The 22056-nt window shown below is 78.2% G+C and carries 22 protein-coding genes; 11 read left to right on the forward strand and 11 right to left on the reverse strand.

What is annotated here, in order from left to right; translation table 11 throughout:
* From ACI8AC_RS05665 to ACI8AC_RS05685, 5 genes are all read right to left on the reverse strand, one after another.
* The gene (locus ACI8AC_RS05665) at positions 1–372 is read right to left on the reverse strand and encodes a hypothetical protein (protein ID WP_456896024.1); all 372 of its coding nucleotides are present in this window, start codon (positions 370–372) and stop codon (positions 1–3) included.
* Positions 369–764 carry a DUF1622 domain-containing protein gene (locus ACI8AC_RS05670; protein ID WP_456896026.1) on the reverse strand — a complete coding sequence of 132 codons (396 nt, stop codon included), beginning with the start codon at positions 762–764 and terminating at the stop codon, positions 369–371. Before ACI8AC_RS05670 ends, ACI8AC_RS05665 begins: the two co-directional genes overlap by 4 nt.
* A gap of 72 nt (positions 765–836) precedes the next feature.
* Positions 837–1430: an alpha/beta fold hydrolase gene (locus tag ACI8AC_RS05675; RefSeq protein ID WP_456896028.1), complete on the reverse strand. Its 594-nt coding sequence runs from the start codon at positions 1428–1430 to the stop codon at positions 837–839.
* Positions 1431–1549: 119 nt separating this feature from the next.
* A complete protein-coding gene (locus ACI8AC_RS05680) occupies positions 1550–1759 on the reverse strand; it encodes a hypothetical protein (protein ID WP_456896030.1) in 210 nt (69 codons plus the stop codon).
* 24 nt (positions 1760–1783) lie between these two features.
* Positions 1784–2809 (reverse strand): NADP-dependent oxidoreductase, encoded by a 1026-nt coding sequence (locus ACI8AC_RS05685; protein WP_456896032.1) that lies wholly within the window; start codon positions 2807–2809, stop codon positions 1784–1786.
* Between the two features lie 149 nt (positions 2810–2958).
* On the opposite strand from ACI8AC_RS05685, the gene msrA reads away from it, so the two are divergent.
* The 4 genes from msrA (at position 2959) to ACI8AC_RS05705 (ending at position 6981) form a co-directional block, all read left to right on the forward strand.
* Positions 2959–3612: a peptide-methionine (S)-S-oxide reductase MsrA gene (gene msrA, locus ACI8AC_RS05690; protein ID WP_456896033.1), complete on the forward strand. Its 654-nt coding sequence runs from the start codon at positions 2959–2961 to the stop codon at positions 3610–3612.
* A gap of 129 nt (positions 3613–3741) precedes the next feature.
* A complete protein-coding gene (locus tag ACI8AC_RS05695; RefSeq protein ID WP_456896035.1) occupies positions 3742–4668 on the forward strand; it encodes a haloalkane dehalogenase in 927 nt (308 codons plus the stop codon).
* A gap of 22 nt (positions 4669–4690) precedes the next feature.
* On the forward strand, positions 4691–5815 hold the full coding sequence (locus tag ACI8AC_RS05700; RefSeq protein WP_456896037.1) for a class I SAM-dependent methyltransferase: 1125 nt from the start codon (positions 4691–4693) through the stop codon (positions 5813–5815).
* 71 nt (positions 5816–5886) lie between these two features.
* Positions 5887–6981 (forward strand): class I SAM-dependent methyltransferase, encoded by a 1095-nt coding sequence (locus tag ACI8AC_RS05705; protein WP_456896038.1) that lies wholly within the window; start codon positions 5887–5889, stop codon positions 6979–6981.
* Positions 6982–7009: 28 nt separating this feature from the next.
* Here ACI8AC_RS05705 and ACI8AC_RS05710 read toward each other — a convergent pair whose 3' ends face one another.
* Positions 7010–7495: a hypothetical protein gene (locus ACI8AC_RS05710; protein WP_456896040.1), complete on the reverse strand. Its 486-nt coding sequence runs from the start codon at positions 7493–7495 to the stop codon at positions 7010–7012.
* A gap of 75 nt (positions 7496–7570) precedes the next feature.
* Positions 7571–8065 carry a phosphoribosyltransferase gene (locus ACI8AC_RS05715; protein ID WP_456896042.1) on the reverse strand — a complete coding sequence of 165 codons (495 nt, stop codon included), beginning with the start codon at positions 8063–8065 and terminating at the stop codon, positions 7571–7573.
* A gap of 79 nt (positions 8066–8144) precedes the next feature.
* On the opposite strand from ACI8AC_RS05715, the gene ACI8AC_RS05720 reads away from it, so the two are divergent.
* Positions 8145–8645 carry a hypothetical protein gene (locus ACI8AC_RS05720; RefSeq protein WP_456896044.1) on the forward strand — a complete coding sequence of 167 codons (501 nt, stop codon included), beginning with the start codon at positions 8145–8147 and terminating at the stop codon, positions 8643–8645.
* 23 nt (positions 8646–8668) lie between these two features.
* On the opposite strand, the gene pucL is transcribed toward ACI8AC_RS05720, so the two are convergent.
* Genes pucL through uraD form a run of 3 tightly spaced genes read right to left on the reverse strand, consistent with a single transcriptional unit; the run spans position 8669 to position 10459 of the window.
* Positions 8669–9559 carry a factor-independent urate hydroxylase gene (gene pucL, locus ACI8AC_RS05725; protein ID WP_456896046.1) on the reverse strand — a complete coding sequence of 297 codons (891 nt, stop codon included), beginning with the start codon at positions 9557–9559 and terminating at the stop codon, positions 8669–8671.
* 44 nt (positions 9560–9603) lie between these two features.
* Positions 9604–9921, reverse strand: a complete 318-nt coding sequence (uraH, locus tag ACI8AC_RS05730) for a hydroxyisourate hydrolase (protein WP_456896049.1) — start codon at positions 9919–9921, stop codon at positions 9604–9606.
* 40 nt (positions 9922–9961) lie between these two features.
* The gene (gene uraD, locus ACI8AC_RS05735; protein ID WP_456896051.1) at positions 9962–10459 is read right to left on the reverse strand and encodes a 2-oxo-4-hydroxy-4-carboxy-5-ureidoimidazoline decarboxylase; all 498 of its coding nucleotides are present in this window, start codon (positions 10457–10459) and stop codon (positions 9962–9964) included.
* 79 nt (positions 10460–10538) lie between these two features.
* Here uraD and ACI8AC_RS05740 point away from each other — a divergent pair, with 79 nt between their 5' ends.
* From ACI8AC_RS05740 to ACI8AC_RS05765, 6 genes are all read left to right on the forward strand, one after another.
* On the forward strand, positions 10539–12119 hold the full coding sequence (locus ACI8AC_RS05740) for a malate synthase (RefSeq protein ID WP_456896053.1): 1581 nt from the start codon (positions 10539–10541) through the stop codon (positions 12117–12119).
* A complete protein-coding gene (locus tag ACI8AC_RS05745) occupies positions 12116–13324 on the forward strand; it encodes a DUF6986 family protein (protein ID WP_456896055.1) in 1209 nt (402 codons plus the stop codon). The genes ACI8AC_RS05740 and ACI8AC_RS05745 overlap by 4 nt, the downstream gene beginning before the upstream one ends.
* 54 nt (positions 13325–13378) lie before the next feature.
* Positions 13379–18469 (forward strand): SpoIIE family protein phosphatase, encoded by a 5091-nt coding sequence (locus tag ACI8AC_RS05750; protein WP_456896057.1) that lies wholly within the window; start codon positions 13379–13381, stop codon positions 18467–18469.
* Positions 18470–18563: 94 nt separating this feature from the next.
* Positions 18564–19598, forward strand: coding sequence for an anti-sigma factor RsbA family regulatory protein (locus tag ACI8AC_RS05755; protein WP_456896059.1), 1035 nt, complete (start codon positions 18564–18566; stop codon positions 19596–19598).
* Positions 19599–19608: 10 nt separating this feature from the next.
* The gene (locus ACI8AC_RS05760; RefSeq protein WP_456896061.1) at positions 19609–20436 is read left to right on the forward strand and encodes an SDR family oxidoreductase; all 828 of its coding nucleotides are present in this window, start codon (positions 19609–19611) and stop codon (positions 20434–20436) included.
* Positions 20433–20951: a MarR family winged helix-turn-helix transcriptional regulator gene (locus ACI8AC_RS05765; RefSeq protein ID WP_456896063.1), complete on the forward strand. Its 519-nt coding sequence runs from the start codon at positions 20433–20435 to the stop codon at positions 20949–20951. The genes ACI8AC_RS05760 and ACI8AC_RS05765 overlap by 4 nt, the downstream gene beginning before the upstream one ends.
* A gap of 46 nt (positions 20952–20997) precedes the next feature.
* Here the strand turns inward: ACI8AC_RS05765 and ACI8AC_RS05770 are convergent, their stop codons facing one another.
* Positions 20998–22008, reverse strand: a complete 1011-nt coding sequence (locus ACI8AC_RS05770; RefSeq protein ID WP_456896065.1) for an ATP-dependent DNA ligase — start codon at positions 22006–22008, stop codon at positions 20998–21000.
* Positions 22009–22056: the final 48 nt, after the last annotated feature.

Genomic DNA, 22056 nt, shown 5'->3' on the forward strand with positions numbered 1-22056 from the left:
TCACGCGCGCCAGGCCGGGTGGAGCAGGCGGTGCAGCTCCGGCGCCCACGCCCGCGTCCGCCACCGCCCGGGGGGACGCCGCCCCGGCGGCCGGCGTCCGGGCGGCGGGCCCCCCGACCGGACCCGCCGCGCCGCCCGCAGCCCGGCGCCGGCCACGTGCCGGACCGCGACGACGACGGCGGCCCCGAGCACGGCGCGCCACTCCGGGTCGCCGGCCAGCCGCAGCAGGCCGGCGGCGACGAGCAGGTCCAGCAGCACCCCGAGGGCCGGCAGCGGGCGGCGGGTGACGGCGAGGGCGAGCGCCCCGGCCACGAGCGCCGCCACGACCACCGCTCCCGCGGCCGCGCCGGTGACCTGCTCGAGGGTGCTCACGCGGTGCGCCCGGACCGCCGTCGCGCGGGGTCGGCGGGCTCGCCGCCCTCCTGCTCGGCGACCTGGCGGCGCTCCTCCTCGATCTCCCGCCCGAGGAAGTAGTTGAGCGCGGTGCGGATGGTGGCGATCGCGGCGAGCTTGGCGATCTCCTCGAAGGTCGGCGCCACGGCCGTGGTGAGGATGTCGCTGGCCAGCTGGAACTCCAGCCCCAGCGCCAGGGACCGGCCCAGGGTCAGCCGCACGGGGACGAACGCCGCCGCGGTCCGGCGGGTCAGGCCGACCCAGACGAACCGGGCGAAGGCCCACACCGCCCCGACGGTGATGACGGCGGCTCCGCAGGCCTCCACGACGACGACCAGTCTGCCGACGACCTCGGCGAGCAGCTCCTCCACCGTCGCGCCCTACCCCCGCGGGCGGCCCGCCCGCACATCGCCCGACCCGGCCGCGGCCCGCGGCACCACCCGCTACAACCGGGCGTCGAGGTCGCCGGCGTCCAGGGCCGCGCGCAGGTCGGGCCGCTCCGGGGTCAGCCCCGTGCCGGCGAGGACGACGTCCCGCACGAACGCGTGCCAGACCGGCGCCCGGCGCATCATGCTGTGCCCGCCGGCGATCGTGAACCGGGCGATCCGCGCCCCGGCCTCCTGGGCGCGGGCGGCGAAGCGCGCCGAGAGGTCCGCGGGCACCCAGCGGTCGCCGCGGCCGTGCAGCACCGCCACCGTGCGCCCCCGCAGGTGCCCGACCGGCTCGCCCGGCGGCGTCCACGGGGCGAGCGCGCAGACCGCCTGCACCGACGGGTCGCCGCCGGCCCGCAGCACCGCGCGCCCGCCCATGGAGTGACCGACCAGCACCACCGGGACCTCCGCGCCGTGCCGCTCGCGCAGCCGCTCGAGGGTCCACCGGACGTCGGCGTGCGCGTCGGCGGCCGGGCCGTTCCAGCCGGCCACCCGGTAGCGCACCAGGTAGGTGTCCAGCCCGCTGTCCGCCCCGGCCGCGCGGACGTACTGCTCCACCGCCCGCATCCGCACCAGGGACAGCGCGCGCTCCCGCGGCGGCTCCACGCTGGCGACCGTGCCCCCGTGGCAGAACACGGCCACCGCCCGCGTCGTCCCCCGGGCGGGCGCGTGCTCCAGGGCCGGGTGGGCGGCCGGCGTCGTCCCCGGGGGGATCCCGCCCCGGGTCACCACCGCCGGCGGCGGCGACCGCCGCGCAGCGTGTCGCGGGTCCGGTCGCCGAGGTCGGAGGCGCGGTGCAGCCCCCGGGTGACCGGCGTCGACCCGGTGCGGCGCTGCAGGGCGTCGGCGACGCGCCGCACCGTGCCGGTGGCCAGGGGGACGAGGACGGTGATCAGCAGCCAGGTGCGCAGCCGGCGGGTCAGGAAGAGCCACATGCGCCCGATCCTGCCCGGCGGGGGTCAGGCCGAACCGGGATCGGGGGCCAGCCGCACCACCATCTTGCCGGTGTTGCCGCCGCGCAGGAGGTCGAGGAAGGCCGGGACGGCGTCCTCCAGGCCCTCGCGCACCGTCTCCCGGACGACGAGCTCCCCGGAGCGGATCCACCCCGAGACGGTCTCGGTGAACTCCGGGCGCAGGTCGGTGTGGTCACCGACGAGGAAGCCGGTCAGCGCCAGCCGCTTGGCGACCATGAGCGCGCTGAAGCCGCGGGGGCCGGGCACCGGCTCGGTGGCGTTGTAGCCGGAGATCGAGCCGCACAGCGCCGCCCGCCCGTGCACGCGCAGCGCCCCCATGGCCGCCTCGAGGTGCTCGCCGCCGACGTTGTCGAAGTAGACGTCGATGCCGTCGGGGGCCGTCTGCGCCAGCAGGTCGCGCACCCGGCCGTCGTGGTAGTCGAAGGCCGCGGTGAACCCGATCTCGCGCAGCCAGGCCACCTTCTCCGGGCTGCCCGCGCTGCCCACCACCGCCGAGGCGCCGCGCAGCCGGGCGAACTGGCCGACCGCGCTGCCCACGGCGCCGGCGGCGCCCGAGACGAGGACGGCGTCCCCCTCGCGGAAGGCGGCCACCCGGAACAGCCCCGCGTACGCGGTCAGCCCGGGCATGCCGAGGATGCCCAGCGAGTACGTGACCGGCAGGTCGCTCTCGGGCAGCTGCCGGACGGCCCGGGCGTCCAGGACCGCGACGTCCCGCCAGGCGGCGTCGGTGAGCACCAGCGCGCCCTCGGGGACGGCGGGGGAGCGGGAGGCGACCACCCGGCCGACGGCCCCGCCCTGCATCACCTCGCCGACCTCCCACGGCGCGGCGTAGGAGGGGCCCAGCCGCATCCGCCCCCGCATGTAGGGGTCCACCGACATCGCCAGCATGCGCACCAGCACCTGGCCCTCGGTGGGGTCGGGGTGCTCGACCTCCACCAGCCGGAAGTCCTCGGGGGCCGGTTCGCCGTGGGGCCGGGCGGCCAGGTGCCACTCGCGGGCGGTCACGGGCACGGGCGTCTCCTCGCGTCGGGGGGTGTCGGGTGGGTGGTCGGGGACGTGCTCGGGGCCGATCCTGCCCCGGCGGTCCCGGCCGCGCCGCCGCCGTCCTCCCCGTGTGCTGACCTCGCCGTTCGGTTGCGCCGCGCGCCTACGCTCGGGGCATGTTGTTCTCCCGGTCCAAGACCCAGCCGGTGGCGGCGGAGGACGCCCTGCCGGGCCGCCCCGACCCGCTGCCGTACGTGCCCGAGGTGCACGCGGTCAACGGCAACCGCATCCAGCCGCCCTTCCCCGAGGGCATGCAGACCGCCGTCTTCGGCGCGGGCTGCTTCTGGGGCGTGGAGAAGGTGTTCTGGGAGACCCCGGGGGTGTACTCCACCGCGGTCGGTTACGCCGGCGGGTACACCCCCAACCCGACCTACGAGGAGGTCTGCTCGGCGCGGACCGGCCACACCGAGGTCGTGCTCGTGGTCTTCGACCCGGCGGTCATCTCCTACGAGCAGCTGCTCAAGGTGTTCTGGGAGGACCACGACCCGACGCAGGGCATGCGCCAGGGCAACGACATCGGCACCCAGTACCGGTCGGCGGTCTACACGCAGGGCCCCGAGCAGGAGGCCGCGGCCAAGGCCAGCAGGGACGCCTTCCAGGAGCGGCTCACCGCGGCCGGCTACGGGCCGATCACCACCGAGATCCAGCCGCTCGGCGAGTTCTACTACGCCGAGGACTACCACCAGCAGTACCTGTACAAGGTGCCGAACGGGTACTGCCCGATCCACTCGACCGGCGTCTCCTGCCCCGTGGGCCTGCCCGGCGTCTGAACGACGCCCTGGGCGGGCCCGGCCGGGGTCGGGGTCGGGGGATAGGAAGCTCTCCCCGCGTCAGGCGGTCCCCGACGCGGGTATAGCGTCCTGTCCCCCGTGACGACGACGTCGAGAGGTGCGTGCAGCGTGGAGGTCCTGAGGACGCCCGAGGAGCGGTTCGCCGACCTGCCGGGCTTCCCCTACCAGCCCGGCTACATCACCTTCGACAGCGGGGACGACGGGGACGGCGGCACGCTGCGGGTGGCCTACGTCGAGGCCGGCCCGCCGGACGGCGAGGTCGTGCTGCTCCTGCACGGGGAGCCGTCGTGGGCCTACCTGTACCGGCACGTGATCCCGGTGCTCGCCGACGCGGGGCTGCGCGTGGTGGCCCCCGACCTGGTCGGTTTCGGCCGGTCCGACAAGCCGGTCGACCGGGCCGCCTACACCTACGCCCGGCACGTGGAGTGGATGCGGCGGGCGCTGTTCGACGGGCTCGGCCTCACCGACGTGACGCTGCTGTGCCAGGACTGGGGCGGCCTGATCGGGTTGCGGCTGGTCGGCGAGCACCCCGACCGCTTCGCCCGCGTGGTGGTGGCCAACACCGGGCTGCCCACCGGCGAGCACCCGATGAGCGAGGCGTTCCTGGCCTGGCAGCGGTTCTCGCAGGAGAGCCCGCAGTTCGACGTCGGCCGGATCGTGCAGAACGGCACGGTCACCGCGCTGCCGCCCGAGGTCGTCGCCGCCTACGACGCGCCCTTCCCGGACGACACCTACAAGGCGGGCGCGCGGGCCTTCCCCGCCCTGGTCCCGACCCGGCCCGACGACCCCGCCGCCGCGGCCAACCGGGCGGCCTGGGAGGTGCTGGCCCGCTTCGACCGGCCGTTCCTCACCGCGTTCTCCGACTCCGACCCCATCACCGGGGGCGGGGACCGCGTGTTCCGGAAGGTGGTGCCGGGCGCCACCGGGATGCCGCACGTCACGCTCGCCGGTGGCGGGCACTTCCTCCAGGAGGACGTCGGCCCCCAGCTCGCCCGGGTCGTGGTCGACCTGGTCGCCGCGACCCCTCGCCGGTGACCGACCGGGAGGACCCTCGCCGGTGACCGACCGGGAGGAGCTCCTCACCCGGCTGCGCCGGGACCCGGACGTCGAGGCTCCGGACCTGGTCGCGGTCGACGCCACCGACCGGCTGCTGCTGGACGAGGCCGCCGGTGCGCTCGCCGGCGCCGGTCCCGGTGAGGTGGCGGTCGTCGACGACTCCTACGGCGCCCTCACCCTGGGCGCGGTCGCGGCCGGCTCCCGCGACGTGCGGGTGCACCAGGACCTGCTGGTCGGCGAGCTGGCGCTGGCCCGCAACGCCGAGCGGACCGGCCTGGCCGGCACGTACCGCACGCTGCCGCTGGCGCCGGAGCTGGTGGCCGGTGCGCGGGTCGTGCTCGCCAAGGCCCCGCGCTCCCTCGACGCGCTGCGGGAGCTGGCCGAGCTGGCCGCGGGGGCGGCGCCGGACGCCGTCCTGCACGTCGGCGGCCGGGTCAAGCACATGACCCCGGCGATGAACGACGCGCTCGGGGCGGGGTTCACCGACGTGCGGGCGACCCTCGCCCGGCAGAAGTCGCGGGTGCTCGTGGCCCGGGGTCCGCGCCCCGGGGTGTCGCCGTCCTTCCCCCGCTGCCGGTCGCACCCGGACCTGGGCCTGACCGTGTGCGCGCACGGCGCGGCCTTCGCCGGGACCCGGGTCGACGCCGGCACCCGGGCGCTGCTGGCCGCGCTGCCGGGCGCCGCGCCGGACGCGGCGACCGTGCTGGACCTCGGCTGCGGCACCGGCGTGCTGGCCGCCGCCGTGGCCCTCGCCCGCCCCGGGGTCGGGGTGACCGCCAGCGACGCCTCGGCCGCCGCGGTCGCCTCGGCGGCGGCCACCGCGGCGGCCAACGGGCTGGCCGGGCGGGTGCGCGTCGTCCGGGACGACGCGGCCGCCACTGTCCCCGACGGCACCGTGGACCTCGTCGTCTGCAACCCGCCGTTCCACCTCGGGGCGGCGGTGGTGACCGGTGCCGCCGACCGGTTGTTCGCCGCCGCCGGGCGGGTGCTGCGGCCGGGTGGGGAGCTGTGGGCGGTGTACAACAACCGGCTGCCGCACCGGTCGGCACTGCGCCGGCTGGTGGGCCCGACCCGGGTGGTGGCGGCCGACCGGCGGTTCACGGTGACGGTGTCCACGCGGCGCTGAGCGCGGTCCCTGCCGCGGCAGGGACGGAGGTCCCTCCCGGTGCGCGACGCGACGGGCCACGGTCGGGGTCCATGACGACGACGGACCTCTCACCCACCGACGCCTCCGCGGCGCTGGCCCAGCGCATCCTCGACGCGGTGACCGGCAGCCTCGAGCTCGCCGCCCTGCAGCTGGGCAGCGAGCTGGGCTGGTACCGCGCGCTGGCCGAGGCCCCGGCCACCGCGCCGGAGCTGGCCGACCGGACCGGGACCGATGCCCGCTACGCCCGGGAGTGGCTGGAGCAGCAGGCGGTGGCCGGCTACCTCACCGTCGACGACGTCCGGGCCGCCCCCGACGCCCGGCGCTACACCCTGCCGCCGGAGCACCGCGGCGTGCTGGTGGAGGAGGCGGACCCCTCCCACATGGCGCCGTTCGCCCGGATCGCGTTGACCTTCACCCGCAACGTCCCCCGGCTGGTCGAGGTCTACCGCACCGGGGGCGGGCTGGGCTGGGCGGAGATGGGGGACGCCCGCGACGCCCAGGCGGCCGCCAACCGCCCGTACTTCCTGGGTGCGCTGGTCACCGACGACCTGCCGTCCCTGCCGGAGGTGGACGCCGTCCTGCGCGCCGGTGGCCGGGTGGCCGACGTCGGCTGCGGGATGGGCTGGTCCTCGATCGGGATCGCCCGCGCCTACCCGCAGGTCCGCGTCGACGGGTTCGACGTGGACGCGCCCTCGGTGGAGGCCGCGCGGCGCAACGCGGAGGAGGCGGGGGTGGCCGACCGGGTGCGGTTCCGGGTGGCCGACGCCGCCGCGGTGGCCGACGCCGAGGGGCGCTACGCCCTCGTGGCGGCGTTCGAGTGCATCCACGACATGCCCGACCCGGTCTCGGTGCTGGCCGCGATGCGGGGCATGGCCGGCCCGGAGGGCACCGTCCTGGTGGTCGACGAGCGGGTCGCCGAGGAGTTCACCGCGCCGGGGGACGACGTCGAGCGGCTCATGTACGGCTACAGCCTCACCTGCTGCCTGCCCGACGGGCTGGCCACCCGGCCCTCGGTGGGCACGGGGACGGTCATGCGCCCGGCCACCCTGGAGCGCTACGCCCGGGAGGCGGGGTTCACCGGCGTGGACGTGCTGCCGGTGGAGAACGACTTCTTCCGCTTCTACCGCCTCCGCACCGGCGGGTGAGGCCGCCCGGTGTCCCCGCCGGTGGCGCTCAGCGGGGGGTCGTGGCGGCGGTGTAGCGCGCCGCCAGCCGGCTCATCACGCGGTACAGCGCGACCGACGCCTGCGCCCAGGCGTCGCCCAGCTCGGCGTCGGGGTCCCCGGCCCACAGCGTCACCGCGTCCCACGTCTCGAGCAGCCGCTCCACCACCTCGCAGTTGGCCAGCTCGGCACCGGGGTCGGCCAGCCGTCCGGGGTGCGCGGTGGCCTCGCCGCGGATCTCGGCGACGCGGTCGCCCAGGGCGTGCCGCAGGGTCCACATGGCCGCCAGCTCCGGCGGGCGGGCACCCGGCCCGGCCGACGGTGCGGAGCGCGCCGCGGCCGTCTCGGCGCGTCGTCGCCGGGACGCCGCCACCAGTGCCCGGGCCTGGTCCCGCTCGGCCGCCGCCCAGGCCCGCAGCAGGGCGGGGTCGTGCGCGGCCGACGCCTCCCGGCCGGCCCGCCGGAGCTCCGCCAGCGTCGGTGTGCCCGTCTGCATGGGTCCCCCCACGATCGGCTCGCTGCCCAGTAGACGCCGCGCCGGGGAGCAGGGCAAACGGGGGACCGGGGGCGGTCAGCGCCCGCGCGCGCCGGCGCGGCGCCGGACCGGCGGGAGGGTCGACCAGGGGAAGTCGATCCAGCGGTCGGTGCGCCGCCACACGTGGTCGCAGCGCACCACCGAGTGCGGCTTCTCGTACAGCACCGCCGTCCGCACCTCGGCGACGTAGCCGGTGCAGAAGTCCCGCACCAGCTCCAGCGTCCGCCCGGTGTCGGCCACGTCGTCGGTGACGAGGACGGCGGCGCCGGTCAGGTCCACGCGGTCGAGCGTCGGCGGCAGGACGACCGGGAGGTCGAGGCGCTCGTCGACGCCGGTGTAGAACTCCACGTTCATCACGAACAGGTTCTTCACGTCGAGCGCGTAGCCGAGGGCCCCGCCCAGGAACAGCCCGCCCCGGGCGATGGCGAGGACGAGGTCGGGCTCGAACCCGCTGGCCGCCACCTCCTCGGCCAGCTCCCGGGCCGCGGCCCCGAAGGCCTCGTAGGTCAGGGTCTCCCGGTCGTCGCCCACCCGAGGATGGTGGCAGGGCGCTCACCGGCGCGGGCGACCCCCTGGGCAGGCCGGGCGCCGGCCGGGCAGGCTGGCGCCCATGAGCACCTCCGCGCTGCGCTCCGCCCTGCGCCGGGCCCTGCCCTGGCTGCTCGGCTGGTGGGCGCTGCAGGCCGCGCTCGCCGTGGCCGGTCGGCTGGTCGCCCGCCGCAGCGACGAGGGGGACGAGAGCAGTGCCGGGATCCGGCGCACGGTCGCCCTCGGCGACCTGCGGCTGCGGCCGGTCAACCCCGAGCTGTCCCGGCTGCGCGTCGACCTCCTCATGGCCGGCGGTGAGATCGACCTGACCGCGCTGGCGCCGGTGCCCGGTGGCGTCGACCTCACGCTGCGTGCCGTCATGGGCGGCCTCGACGTCCGGGTGCCGGCCGGCTGGCGGGTCTGGTGGTCCGCCCGCGGGCTCGGCGGTGTCGGCCTGGCGCCAGGGGCGGAGGCGACCCGCACCGACGACGAGCGGGGTGCCGACCTGCGGGTGCACGCCGCCGTCGTGCTCGGCGGCGCGGGGATCGGCACGCCGGCCCCCGCCGGCGCCCGGGGCCGCTGACGACGGGGCGACCCGGGCGCGGGTCAGCAGGTGCCCGGCGTCCCCTCCCACGCGATCGGCGCCGGCGGGACGTCGTCGCGCAGCACGGTCCCCTCGATCAGCCCGTAGGGCCGGTCGTCGGCGTGGTAGACGACGTCGGGGTTGTCCCGACCGAACGCCGAGAGGTCCAGCAGGAAGTGGTGCCGGTTGGGCATCGACAGGCGCACCTCGGCCACCTCGGGCACCCGTTCGAGCACCGCCGTCCCCATCGCGTACAGCGTCTGCTGCAGGGCGAGGGAGTGGGTGGCCGCGAAGGTCTCGAGCAGCGCGGTGCGGGCGGTGCCGAACGCGGCGTCGAGGTCCAGGTCGGCGGTGGTGTACCGCCAGCGCGCGGTGACCGCGGTGGCGAGGACCCGCTCCCGGGTCTCGGCCAGCGTCGTGTAGCGGTCGCGCGGGAAACCCCGGAACTCCGAGCCGGTGGTCTTGAGGACGACGAGGTCCGCCAGCCCCGCCAGCACGTGCGCCTGCCCGCCGTCGACGGTCACCACCGCCGTGCGCACCTCGCCGCCGTCCCGCCGGAAGGCGTGCCCGTGCGGCCGCCCGCCGACGGGGATGGGCTGCCAGCCGTGCGCGTCGACCGCCACCCGGGCGCCGGTGACCCACGGGTAGGTGCCGGCGAGGTGGCGGGCCAGGCGCAGCCCGAAGGCCTCCGGGGAACCGACGCCGTCCCGGGCGAAGGCGAAGACCGTGTTCTTCTGGCTGTCGGTCGGGTGCACGTGCGCGTTGTCGCCCTCGGTGTGGGCGGCCGCGAAGTCCCCGCGCAGGCTGGTGCTCACGGTCAGGTCGTGCAGCGTGTGCGCCGGGCCGCTGCGGTCGACGGCGACGACGCGGACCTCCGCCTTGCCGTACTGGTTGGGGCCGAGTCGGATCGCCATGGCGGCAGGCTGCCAGACCCCGCGGTTCCACGTGGAACCGCGCGTCACGAGCCCCGGTAGGTGGAGTAGGCGAACGGGGAGAGCAGCAGCGGCACGTGGTGGTGCTCGGCGGGCTCCCGGACGGCGAAGGCCAGCACCACCTCCGGCCAGAAGGTCTCCCGGCCCCGCGCCGCGAACCAGGCGCCGGTGTCGAACACCAGCCGGTGCGACCCCGCGGGCGTCGGCCCCTCGGCCAGCCGGCACCGGCCGTCGTCGTCGGTGACCCCCGCCGCGAGTTCCCGGTCCCCGGCGAGGAGCCGCACCACCAGGCCCGCGGCCGGGCGCCCCAGCGCGGCGTCCAGCACGTGCGTGGAGACGCTCACGCGACCTCCTCCCCGGCACCCGCCGCGGACACGCGCGAGCTCACCGGACCAGCTCCCGCACCCGCAGCTCGGTGATCTGCGCCAGCTGCTCGACCACCTCGGCGCGCTCGGTCTCCTCGTCGTTGCCCAGCCGCCGGCGCAGCTCGGCCAGCAGCTCCTCGGGCGAGCGGCCGGCGGCGCGGACGAGGAACACCCGGTCGAAGCGCTCCTCGTAGGCGCGGTTGCCCTCGGCCAGGGCGGCGCGGGTCCCCTCGTCGGCCCCCTCGACCGCGCCCTGCTCCCGGCGGGAGGACGCCGCCTCGGCCGAGGAGCCCTCCACCCGGTCGCCGATCCGCGGGTGGGTGGCCAGCGCGAGCTCGACCTCCTCCCACGGCAGCCCGCGGGCCACCTCGCCGGCGTGGGCGACGAGGGTGTCGGCGTCCGGGTAGGGGCGGCCGGCGACCACCTGCGCGGCGAACCGCGGGGCGGCGTTGCAGGCGCGCAGCCGCTGCACCAGCCGGTCGGCGGGGGCGTCGTTGAGCTCGTCGAGCGCCGTCATGACCACCGAGCCTGCCAGCCCCCCGCCGAGGTGGCACCGGGTGCGGCGGGGTCCGGTCGCGTGCGGCAGGGTGCGCAGCATGGTCGACGTGCGCGTGGCGGGTCCGGCGGTCGAGCGCGCCGAGGAGGTGCTCACCCCGGAGGCGCTGGCGTTCGTCGCCGCCCTGCAGACCCGCTTCGGCGCCCAGCGCGAGGCGCTGCTGGCCGCCCGCGCCACCCGCCGGGCCGAGATCGCCGCCGCGCGGTGGCTCGACGTCCGCCCCGAGACCGCCGGCATCCGGGACGGCGACTGGCAGGTGCCCCCGCCACCGCCGGGCCTGGTCGACCGCCGGGTGGAGCTGCTCGCCCCGGCCGGCCCGGGGACGGCGGCCGACGCGCTCGCCTCGGGGGCGGACGTGTGGGTGGCCGACCTGGAGGACGCCACCACCCCGCACTGGCGGCACGTCGTCGGCGGCCAGGTCGTGCTGCGCGACGCCGTCCGCCGGGCGCCGGTGCGCACCCCGCCCGGGGGCCGGGAGCACCCGGGCCGCGCGGACGCCGCCCGGCCGGCGATCGCGCCGCGGCCCCGCGGCTGGCACCTGCCCGAGCGGCACCTGCTGGTGGACGGCCGGCCGTGCGCCGGTGCGCTCGTCGACGCCGGGCTGCACCTGTTCCACAACGCCCGGGAGCAGCTCGACCGGGGCGGCGGGCCCCACCTCTACCTGCCCAAGCTGGAGGGCCACCTCGAGGCCGCGCTGTGGAAGCTGGTGCTCGACGCCGCCGAGCAGGCCCTCGACCTCCCGGCGGGGTCGGTCCGGGCCACGGTGCTCGTCGAGACCGTCCCGGCGGCGTTCGAGATGGACGAGATCCTGCACGCCCTGGGCGACCACGCCGCCGGGCTCGCCGCCGGCCGCCGGGACTACCTGTTCAGCGTCAGCAAGGTCTTCCGCGAGGCCGGCCCGCGCTTCGTGCTCCCCGACCGCGCGGCCGTGACCGCGGCGGCACCGATGATGCGGGCCTGGGCCGACCGGCTGGTCGAGGTCTGCCACCGGCGGGGGGCCGTGGCGATCGGCGGCCTGGCCGCGGCCGTCCCCGACGGGCGGGACCCGGAGGCCGACGAGCGGGCCGTGGCCCGGGTGCGGGAGGAGAAGGCCCGCGAGGCCGCCGACGGGTTCGACGGGTCGTGGGTGGCCCACCCCGACCTCGTGCCGGTCTGCCGGGAGGCCTTCGCCGCCGTCCTCGGCGATCGCCCGGACCAGCTCGACCGGCGCCCGGGGGTCGCCGTCACCGCCGCCGACCTGCTCGACGTCGCCGGGGTGCCCGGGGAGCGCACGATGGCCGGGCTGCGCGCGGACGTGGAGGTGGCCCTCCGCTACCTGGCCGCCTGGCTGGGCGGCGACGGGGCGGTCGCCGTCCACGGGCTCGTGGCGGACGCCGCCACCGCCGAGACCATCCGCTCGCAGGTGTGGCAGTGGGTGCACGAGGGCGTCGAGCTGGACACCGGCGAGACGGTGACCGGGGAGCTTGTGCGCCGCGTCGTCGACGAGCAGGCCGCCGGCATCGGTGCGCTCGAGCGGCTCGACGACGCCCGGCGGCTGTTCGAGCAGGTGGCGCTGGCCGACGAGTTCCCCGACTTCCTCACCCTCCCCGCCTACGAGCTCCTCGGGGGCACCGAGGCATGACCCTGCCCGAGGACGTCTACGCCGAGCTGGACCGGCGGCTGGCCCCCGTGGACGCCGCCCGCGCGGCGGCCTACCCCGGCGAGCGGCCCGGCCGGCAGCCGGTGCACACCTGCTACGTGCCGGCCGACGCTGTCGTCCCGGGCCTGGCCGCGTCCTGGGGGGCGGCCGCGCTGGCCGCCCTGGATGAGCACGGCCCACCCGACCTCGGCCTGGACCCGGCCCTGGCCGAGGAGGTCCTGCCGCGGGTCCGCGCCAAGCTGGCCGCCGAGCCGGTCGAGGACCTCCGCGTCGACGTGGAGGACGGCTACCGCCGTCCCCGGGAGCGGGAGGACGACGACGTGCGCGCCGCCGCGGCCGCGGTCGCCGCCGACCTGCGCACCGGCACCGCCCCGCCGGTGGTGGGCGTCCGCGCCGGCTCGCTGGAGGAGCGCACCCGGCGCCGCGGCGTCCGCAGCCTCGACCTGTTCCTCGGCGGGCTGGCCGGGGTGGCCGAGCGGGTCACCGTCACGCTCCCCAAGGTCAGCGACCCTGAGCAGGTGCGCGCGTTCCTGCCCGTCCTCGACGCGCTGGAGGCCGCGCACGGGCCGGCCGTCGACCTCGAGCTGCAGGTCGAGACCCCGCAGGCCGTGGTGGCCGCCGACGGCGCGGTCGCGGTCGCCCGCCTGGTGCACGCCGCCGGCCCCCGGCTGACCGGCCTGCACCACGGGACCTACGACTACACTGCCGCGCTCGGCATCGCCGCGGCGCACCAGTCCCCCGACCACCCGGCCGCCGACCTGGCCAAGGGGCTGGTGCAGGTCGCCGTCGCGGGCACCGCCGCCCGGGCGGTCGACGGCTCCACCAACGTGCTGCCGGTGGGCTCCCGCGCGCAGGTGCAGGCGGGCTGGCGGCGGCACGGCGGGCTGGTGCGCCGGGCGCTGGAGCGCGGGCTCTACCAGGGCTGGGACCTGCACCCCGCGCAGCTGGTCACCCGCTACGCGGCCACCTACGCCTTCTTCCGGGCCGCGCTGCCCGCGGCCGCCGAGCGGCTGGTGGCCTACCGCGAGCGCACCGACCGGGAGGTGCTCGACGAGCCGGCCACGGCCCGGGCCCTGGCCGGGGTGGTGCTGCGGGGGCTGGACTGCGGCGCGCTGGGCGAGGAGGAGGTGCGCGCGGCCACCGGTCTGGACCGCGGCGGGCTGGCCCGGCTCGGGCGCCCGGCCTGAGCCGCGACGGGCCGGGCGGGACGGGGGCACCTACGATCCGGTCGTGATGCGGGCGTGACCGGGGATGCGTCCGGGCTCTTCGACGGCGGCGGCGAGCTCGGCGCAGCGATGGCCGCCCGGGACTGGACGGCGACCCCGCTGGGCGCGCCGGGCACCTGGCCGGCCGGGCTGCGCAACGCCGTCCGCATCGTCCTGACGTCGCGGTTCGCCATGTGGGCGGCGTGGGGGCCGGAGCTCACCGCGTTCTACAACGACGCCTACCGGCACGACACGCTGCAGGCCAAGCACCCCTGGGCGCTCGGGCGCCCGGCCCACGAGATGTGGGCCGAGATCTGGGACGACATCGGACCCCGGATCCGATCCGTCCTGGACACCGGCGTGGCCACGTGGGACGAGGACCTGATGCTCCTCCTCGAGCGCAGCGGGTACCCCGAGGAGACCTACCACACCTTCTCGTACAGCCCGCTGGCCGGCGAGGACGGTCGCCCCGCGGGCATGCTCTGCGTGGTCACCGAGAACACCCGGCGGGTCGTCGGGGAGCGCCGGATGGCGACCCTGCGCGACCTGGCTGCCGCCGTGGCCACCGCGCGCACCGGGGCCGACCTGCTCGCCGCCGTCGCCGACCAGCTCGCCCGCAACCCCGCCGACCTCCCGGTCACCGCCACGTACCTCCTGGAGCCGGACGGGTCCGCCCGGCTCGGCTGCACGTCCGGCCTGCCGCCCGGCGCCGCCGCGCCCGCGGCGGAGGAGTGGCCGGTGGCGCGGCTGCGCGCGGGGGAGGTGGTCCTGGTCGAGGACGTCGCGGCCCGGTTCCCCGACCTGCCCACCGGGGCCTGGGACCGCCCGCCCGAGCAGGCGGTCGCGCTCCCGGTGGCCGGGGCCAGCGCCGGCGCCGACGCCGCGGGGTTCCTCGTGGTCGGGCTCAACCCGCACCGCCGGTGGGACGACGACTACCGCGGCTTCCTCGAGCTGCTGGCCGGCCAGGTCGCCGCGGGGCTGGTCAACGCCGGCAGCCACGAGGCCGAGCGCCGCCGCGCCGAGGCGCTCGCCGAGCTCGACCGCGCCAAGACCGACTTCTTCAGCAACGTCAGCCACGAGTTCCGCACCCCGCTCACCCTCATCCAGGGTCCGGTCGCCGAGCTGCGGGACCACCCCGCGCTGGCGGCCGACCCGGGGGCCCGCGAGGAGCTCGACGTCGTCGAGCGCAACGCCGCCCGGCTCGGCAAGCTGGTCAACACGCTGCTGGACTTCTCCCGCATCCAGGCCGGGCGGGTCGAGGCCCGCTACGAGCCGGTCGACCTCGCCGCGACGACCGCCGAGCTGGCCAGCGTCTTCCGGTCGGCGGTCGCCCGGGCGGGGCTGTCCTACGAGGTGGACTGCCCGCCGCTCGGGGTGCCGGTGCACGTCGACCGGGACATGTGGGAGAAGGTCGTCCTCAACCTGCTGTCCAACGCGCTCAAGCACACCTTCGAGGGCGGTATCGCGGTGCGGCTGCGGCGCGACGGCGACGCGGTGCGGCTCACGGTGCGCGACACGGGCACCGGCGTCCCCGCCGGGGAGCTGCCCCGGCTGTTCGAGCGCTTCCACCGGGTGGCCGACGCCCGCGGGCGGTCCGGCGAGGGCAGCGGCATCGGCCTGGCCATGGTGCGCGAGCTGGTCGGGCTGCACGGCGGTTCGATCACCGCCGAGAGCGCCCTCGGCGCCGGGAGCACGTTCACCGTCACGCTGCCGCTGGGCTCCGGGCACCTGCCGCCCGACCGCGTCGCCGACGCCGCCCCCGGCGGCCCGGCCGTCTCCCCGGCCGCCGTCCCGTTCGTCACCGAGGCGCTGCGCTGGCTGCCCGGCGCGGCCGAGGAGGGCCCGGCCGCCGAGCCGGCGCCGGGGGAGGCCCCCGGCGGGCGGGTCCTGGTCGCCGACGACAACGCCGACATGCGCGAGTACGTCACGCGCCTGCTGGCCGGCCGGCACGCCGTCCGCACCGTCGCCGACGGCCGGGCGGCGCTGGCGTCGGCGCTGGCCGACCCGCCGGACCTGGTGGTCAGCGACGTGATGATGCCCGGGCTGGACGGCATGCAGCTGCTGGCCGCGCTGCGGGCCGACGCCCGGACCGCCCGGGTCCCGGTGCTGCTCGTCTCCGCGCGCGCCGGGGAGGAGGCCGCCGTCGAGGGGCTGGCCGCCGGGGCCGACGACTACCTCGTCAAGCCGTTCAGCGCCCAGGAGCTGCTCGCCCGGGTCGACGCGCACGTGCAGCTCGGCCGCGCCCGGCGGACCGCCGAGGAACGCTTCACCGCCCTGGCCGACCTGGCGCCGGCGCTCGTCTGGCTCGCCGACGGCGACGGCAGCCGGGTGTTCGTCAACTCCGGCTGGACCGCCTTCACGGGGCGGGACCCCGGGTCCGAGCTCGGCGACGGGTGGCGGGCCGGCGTCCACCCCGACGACCTCGCCGGCTACGAGGGGACGGTCGCCGCGGCCCGCGCCGAGGGGGTGGGCTGGGAGGTCGAGTACCGGCTCCGGCGCGCCGACGGCACCTACCACTGGGTGCTCGAGCGGGCGGCGCCCGTGCCCGGTGAGCCGGCCGGCGGCGTCATGGCCGTCTGCACCGACATCGACGTCCGCTACCGGGAGAGCGAGCGGCAGGCGCTGCTGGCCGAGGTCGGCGCGGCGCTCGACCGGGACATGGTGCTCGACGGCCAGCTCGGCGCGCTCGCCCGGCTGCTGGTCGACCGCCGGGTCGGTGACCTGTGCACCGTCCGGGTGGTCGGCGAGGACGGCCGGCTGCGGTTCGCCGGCATCGCGGGCCTGGACGCCGCCGCCGAGGCGGCCATGACCGCGGTCGACCCGGCCAGCGGGCTCGGCCCCGAGGTGGTCGCGACCGGCCGGACGATCCTGCTCGACCAGCTCCCGCCGGCGCCGGTGGACCGGCCGGGGCTCGCCGACGCGCTGGCGGTGGGCTCGGGGATGGCCGTGCCCCTCACCGTCCGGGGGCGGGTGCTGGCCGTCCTGGGGCTGGCCCGCCGCCCGCACGGCCGGCGCTACGACGCGGAGGACCGCCGCCTGGTCGAGGAGATCGCCGCGCGGGCGGCGCTGGCCGTCCAGAACGCGATCCTGCTGGCCGAGGAGCGCGCCGGGGCCCGGCGGCTGGCCCTGCTGCAGCGGGTGACCGCCGAGCTGTCCGCGGCGACCACCCCCGTGGCCGTCGCCGCGGCCGCCGCCGGGCACGTGCGGGCGCTGGCCGGGGACGCGAGCCGGGTGGCGGTCTACGAGCTCGACGACTCGCACCGGGCGCTGACCGCCCTGGAGATCGACGGCGCCAGCGAGGAGGGGCGGCGGGCCTGGCAGACCCTGCCGCTGACCGCGCCCCTGGTGGGGCCGGCCGCGGTCCAGCAGCGGCGTGCGCTGTGGGTCGAGGACGCCACCGCGACGCCGGAGGACCCCGCGCTGGCCCCGGAGCTGGCCGAGAGCATCCGCGGCTACGGGCTCGGGGCGTGCGTCGGGCTGCCGCTGGTGGTCGCCGGCCGAGCGGTCGGCGTGGTCTCGGTGGCGTGGCCGGCCCCCCGCCGGGTGCCGCCCACCGACCGCGCCATGCTCCTGGCCGTCGCCGAGCAGTGCGCCCAGGCCCTCGACCGGGCCCGCCTCCACCGCGCCGAGCGGCGGATCGCCGAGACGCTGCAGCGGTCCCTGCTGCCGGCCGGCCTGCCGCGCTTCGAGCGGCTCGCCCTGGCCGCCCACTACCTGCCGGGCGCCGAGGGGGCGCAGGCCGGTGGTGACTGGTACGACGTCGTCGACATGGGTCACGGCGCGGTGGCCATCGCCGTCGGCGACGTCGTCGGGCAGGGGCCGGCCGCGGCGGCCGTCATGGGCCAGCTGCGCAGCGCCCTCTCGACGGCGCTGCTGCAGGGCTGCAGGCCCGCCGAGGCGCTGGAGGTCCTCGACCGCTTCGCCGGCCGGCTGCCCGGCGCGCTGGCCTCCACGGCCGCCGTGGTGCTGCTCGACGCGGCGGCCGGCACCGTCCGCTGGGCGCGGGCGGGCCACCCGCCGGCGCTGCTGGTCACCGGCGAGGGCACCCGGCTGCTCGACGGTGCCGGGGCGGGGACGGTGCTCGGCGTCCCCGGGCGGCCGCCCTACCGCGACGGGGTGGGCACGCTGCCGGTCGGTGCGACCCTGCTGCTCTACACCGACGGCCTGGTCGAGCGGCGGGGCGAGGTGCTCGACACCGGCCTGGAGCGGGTGCAGGCGGTGGCCGCCCGGCACGCGGACGCCGATCCGGGCCGGCTCACCGCCCGGTTGCTGGCCGAGGTGCTCGCGGACACCGATCAGCCCGACGACGTCGCGCTCATCGCCGCCCGGCTGCTGCCCCCGCCGCTGACCGGACGGCTGCCGGCCGACCCGGTCCGGCTGGCCGGGGTGCGGCGCCGGGTGGCGGCCTGGGCGGCCGCCGGGGGGCTGCCCGAGGAGACCACCGACGACCTGCAGCTCGCCCTCGGTGAGGCGCTGGCCAACGCGGTCGAGCACGCCTACCCCTCCGGCGACGGCTGGTGCAGCTACCGGCTGGCGCGGGAGGGCGACGGCGACGTCCGGGTCGAGGTGACCGACGGCGGCGCCTGGCGGCCACCGCCGGCCGACCGCGGGTTCCGGGGCCGCGGCCTGGAGCTGATCGCCGCCCTGGGCACCGACGTCGCGGTCGACCGCGCCGGGGAGGGCGGCGGGACGGCCGGCACCACCGTCCGGTTCCGGGTGCCGGTCGCCCCGGGCCCGGAGCGCCCGCCCACCCGCCGGCGGCCGGCCAGCCCGGGCGCGGGGCCACCGGAGGGCACCGCCGACCTCGTGGTCACCGACGACGGCGACGCCGGGGGCCTGCGGCTGCAGGTCCGCGGTGAGGTCGACCTGGCCGGAGCCGAGGGCCTCGGCGCCGGGCTGCTGGCCCGGCTGGCCGCGCTGCCGGCCGGCTCCACCGCGGTGCTCGACCTCCGCGCGACGACGCACCTGGCCAGCGCCGGGGTCGGCGTGGTCCTGGCCGCCCTCGCCCGTGCGGGTGAGCTCGGCGTGGCCCTCCGGGTCGATGCGGAGCCGGGGACCGCGCCGTACCGCATACTCGGTCTGGCCGGGGTCGGGGAGGACCCGACGGGGGCTGCCACGCCCCGCTGAGCGCCCGGGCGCAGGCCCCCGCGGTGGTCCCGCCGGGGGGTGTCCCACAATGGTGGATCGGCCGGGCCCTCCGGCCGTGGGGAGGACGAGGCCGGTGGACCAGGCGGTGGACGCGCACACCACGCCGCCCGTCCGCCCTGCACCGGGAGCCGCCGCACCCGGGGGCTTCCGGCACGCCGTGGGGTTCGTCGGCTCGGACCGGGAGGTCCTGGCCACCGCGCTGCCCTTCGTCGAGGCGGGTCTGCGGGCCGATGACTGCGTCGCGCTCACCTGCCCGGCAGAGGTCACCCACCTGGTCCGGGCGGCGCTCGGGGACCGTGCGGCGTCGGTGGTCGTCGACGAGGCGTTGAGCCTGCTCGGCGCGCGGGCGCCCGACGCGCTGGGCCGCACCCGGGAGCTCGCCGCCGCCGCGGCCGGCCGCGGGTCCGGGCGGCTGCGCATCCTGGCCCTCGTCGACTTCGGGGACCGGCCGGCCGGCCGGCGGGAGGGCCAGCGGTTCGAGTCGGCCTGCAACCGGTTCATGGCCGGTAGCGGGGTGTCGGCGCTGTGCCTCTACGACCGCCGGCGGCTGCCGGCGGACGTGCTCGCCGGCGCGACCGCCACGCACCCGGAGGTGCTGCGGTCGGGGGCGTGGGCGGCCAGCGCCGAGTTCGAGGAGCCCGAGCGGTTCATCGCCGCGCTGTCCACGGCTCACGACCCGCTGCAGGACCGGCCACCGGTGCTCGCCGTCGACGAGGCGGCGACCCTGCCCGACCTGCGCCACCGGCTCGGTGCCGCCCTCGACCGGCACGTGCCGGACGCCGAGCAGCGGGAGGACCTGCACCTGGGGATCAGCGAGGTCGCGGCCAACGCCTTCCGGCACGGCCGCCGGCCGGTCTCGGCGCGCCTGTGGGTGGGCGACGGCGAGTTGGTCTGCACGGTCACCGACGCCGGGACCTCCTTCGGCGACCCGCTGGCCGGGTTCCGCCCGGCGCACGGGGACGACCTCGCCCGCGGGGGCATGGGCCTGTGGCTGGCCCGGAAGCTGTTCGACACCGTGGACCTGCTGCCCTCGCCGGCGGGGCTCACCGTCCGGCTCACGGCGGCGGTGCGGGGGGCGACCTTGACGCCGGAGATATCTCACTGCTGAGGTATCTCGTGTGATCGTGGTGACGGGGGCGGGGGGGACGACCGGAGCCGCGGTCGTCCGGGCGCTGCGCGACCGGGACCGGCCGGTGCGCGCCGTCGTGCGCACCCCCCGGCCGGCGCCGGCACCGGGTGCCGAGGTGGTCGCGGCCGACCTCACCGACGCAGCGGGGGTCGAGCCGCTGCTGGCCGGGGCCGAGGCCCTCTACCTGATCTGGCCCAACTTCTCCCCCGGGGAGGCCGAGGGCGCCGCCGCGCTGTTCGCCGCCGCCCGCCGGGCCGGCGTCCCCCGCGTCGTGTACCACTCGGTGCTGCGCCCCCAGGTGCGGGCCATGCCGCACCATGCGGCCAAGGACCGCGCCGAGGAGGCGCTCGACGCGGCCGGGCTGCCCGGCTGGCGGGTGCTCCAGCCCTGCGCCTACTCGGCCAACCTCGACGCCGGGCTCGCCGAGGCCGCGCGCACCGGCGTCCTGCGCAGCACGTGGGGCCTGACCCGCGGGCAGTCGTTCGTCGACCTCCGGGACGTCGCCGAGGCCGCCGCCGTCCTGCTGACCGAGGACGGTCTGGACGGCGGGACGTTCGAGGCCGCCGGCCCGCGGCCGCTCACCGCCCCGCAGGTGGCCGAGGCGCTGGCCGCGCGGGTCGGGCGGCCCGTGCGGGCGGTCGACGTCCCGCCGGAGCGGCCGCCCGCCGACGAGCCGTACGCCGCCCGCTGCCTGCGGCTCATGCTGGGCCACTACCGGGCGCACGGCTTCCCCGGCAGCCCGCGGGTGCTGGAGGCGCTGCTCGGCCGCCCGGCCCGGACCCTCGCCGACCACCTCGCCGGGCTGGACCTGCCGTGAGCGCGCCGGGCGGGCAGGACGCCGTCGACCTGATCCTCGCGCAGTGGGCCCGCGAGCGCCCCGACCTGGACTGCAGCCCGATGGGCGTCATCGGGCGCATCACCCAGGCCCAGCGCGAGGTCCACCTGGCCCAGCGGGCGACGTTCGCCCGGCACGGCCTCGACGCGCCGTCCTTCGACGTCCTGGCGGCGCTGCGCCGCGCCGGACCGCCCTACCAGCTCACCCCGACCGCGCTCATGCGGACCGCGCTGGTGACCTCGGGGGCGATCACCCAGCGGCTGGACCGGCTCGAGGAGAAGGGGCTCATCACCCGGGAGCGCAGCGAGGCCGACGGCCGGGCGGTCGTCGTCACGCTGACCGAGGCGGGCCGGGGGGCGCTCGACGGCGCGCTGCCCGACCACCTGGAGACCGAGCGCCGCCTGCTCGAGGGGCTCACCGCCGAGGACCGGGAGCAGCTGGCCGGGCTGCTGCGCCGGCTGCTGGTCGCCCTCGGCCGGCTGCCGCAACGCCCCTGACCGCACCGGAGCGGCAGGGACGCGGGAACCGCGCCCTCGCACTCCGTCAGATGCCGGGGAGGTCCTCCGGGTGCAGGTCGGGGCGCACGCGGACGAACCGCAGCGGGTGCCGGAACACCCCCGCCTGCAGCGCGGCGTCGGCGCTGACCTCGACGACCACGTCGGGCGCCACCCGCGTGATCGGCACCGCCAGCCGGCCCCCGCCGAAGCGCCCGGTGCCGATCCGGTCGGGCCACGGGTGGTCCTCCGGCGCGGGCCGCAGGACGGCGGCCAGCTCGGCCGACTGCGCCGGGGACAGCGGGCCGGTGCGGCCCACCACCACCAGCTCGCCCTGCCGCAGCCGGCCCGCGACCAGCTGGGACGGCCGGTCCAGCGGGCCGATCACGGCGCCGGCGAGCACCTCGGTCGTCTCCCACGACTTGACCTTCAGCCACTCGCGGCGCCCGGGCGCGTAGCGGGTGCCGGCCCCCTTGGCGACCACGCCCTCGACCCCGGCCGCCCGCCACTCCGCCGACCAGCGCGCCGCCTCGGCCGGGTCGGTCGTGACCGGCGAGAGCTGCAGGGGCGGTGCCCAGCGGGCGGCCAGCTCCTCGAGCGCGGCCCGGCGCTCGCGCAGCCGCCGGTCCCGCAGGTCGCCGCCCCCGGCGGCGAGCAGGTCGAAGGCGACGTAGGAGGCCGGGGCGGTGGCGGCCAGGGCGGCGATGCGGCCGGCCGGGGTGACCAGCCGGCGCTGGAGCAGGCCGAAGTCCAGCCGGGAGCCGTTCCACACGACGACCTCGCCGTCGACCACCGCGCCGGCGGGCACCTGGGCCAGGGCGGCCGCGGCCACGTCGGGGAAGCGGTCGGTCAGGTCGCGGCCCTGCTTGGACCACAGCCGGGTGCCGGTGGCCGTGCGTACGACGACCAGCCGGTAGCCGTCCCACTTGGGCTCGTAGAGGACCCCGCCCGGGAGCGCGCCGGCGTGCGGGAGGTCGCGGACCGGCTTGGCCAGCTGCACCGCGACCGGGCCCGCGAGCTCGGGAGGCAGGTCGGGCAACCCCGGGACGGAGAGCGGCACGCCGGACAGCCTGGGGCCCGGTCGGGGGCCCCGCAGGCCCGCCGGCCT

The organism is Geodermatophilus sp. SYSU D00758 (assembly GCF_054049955.1).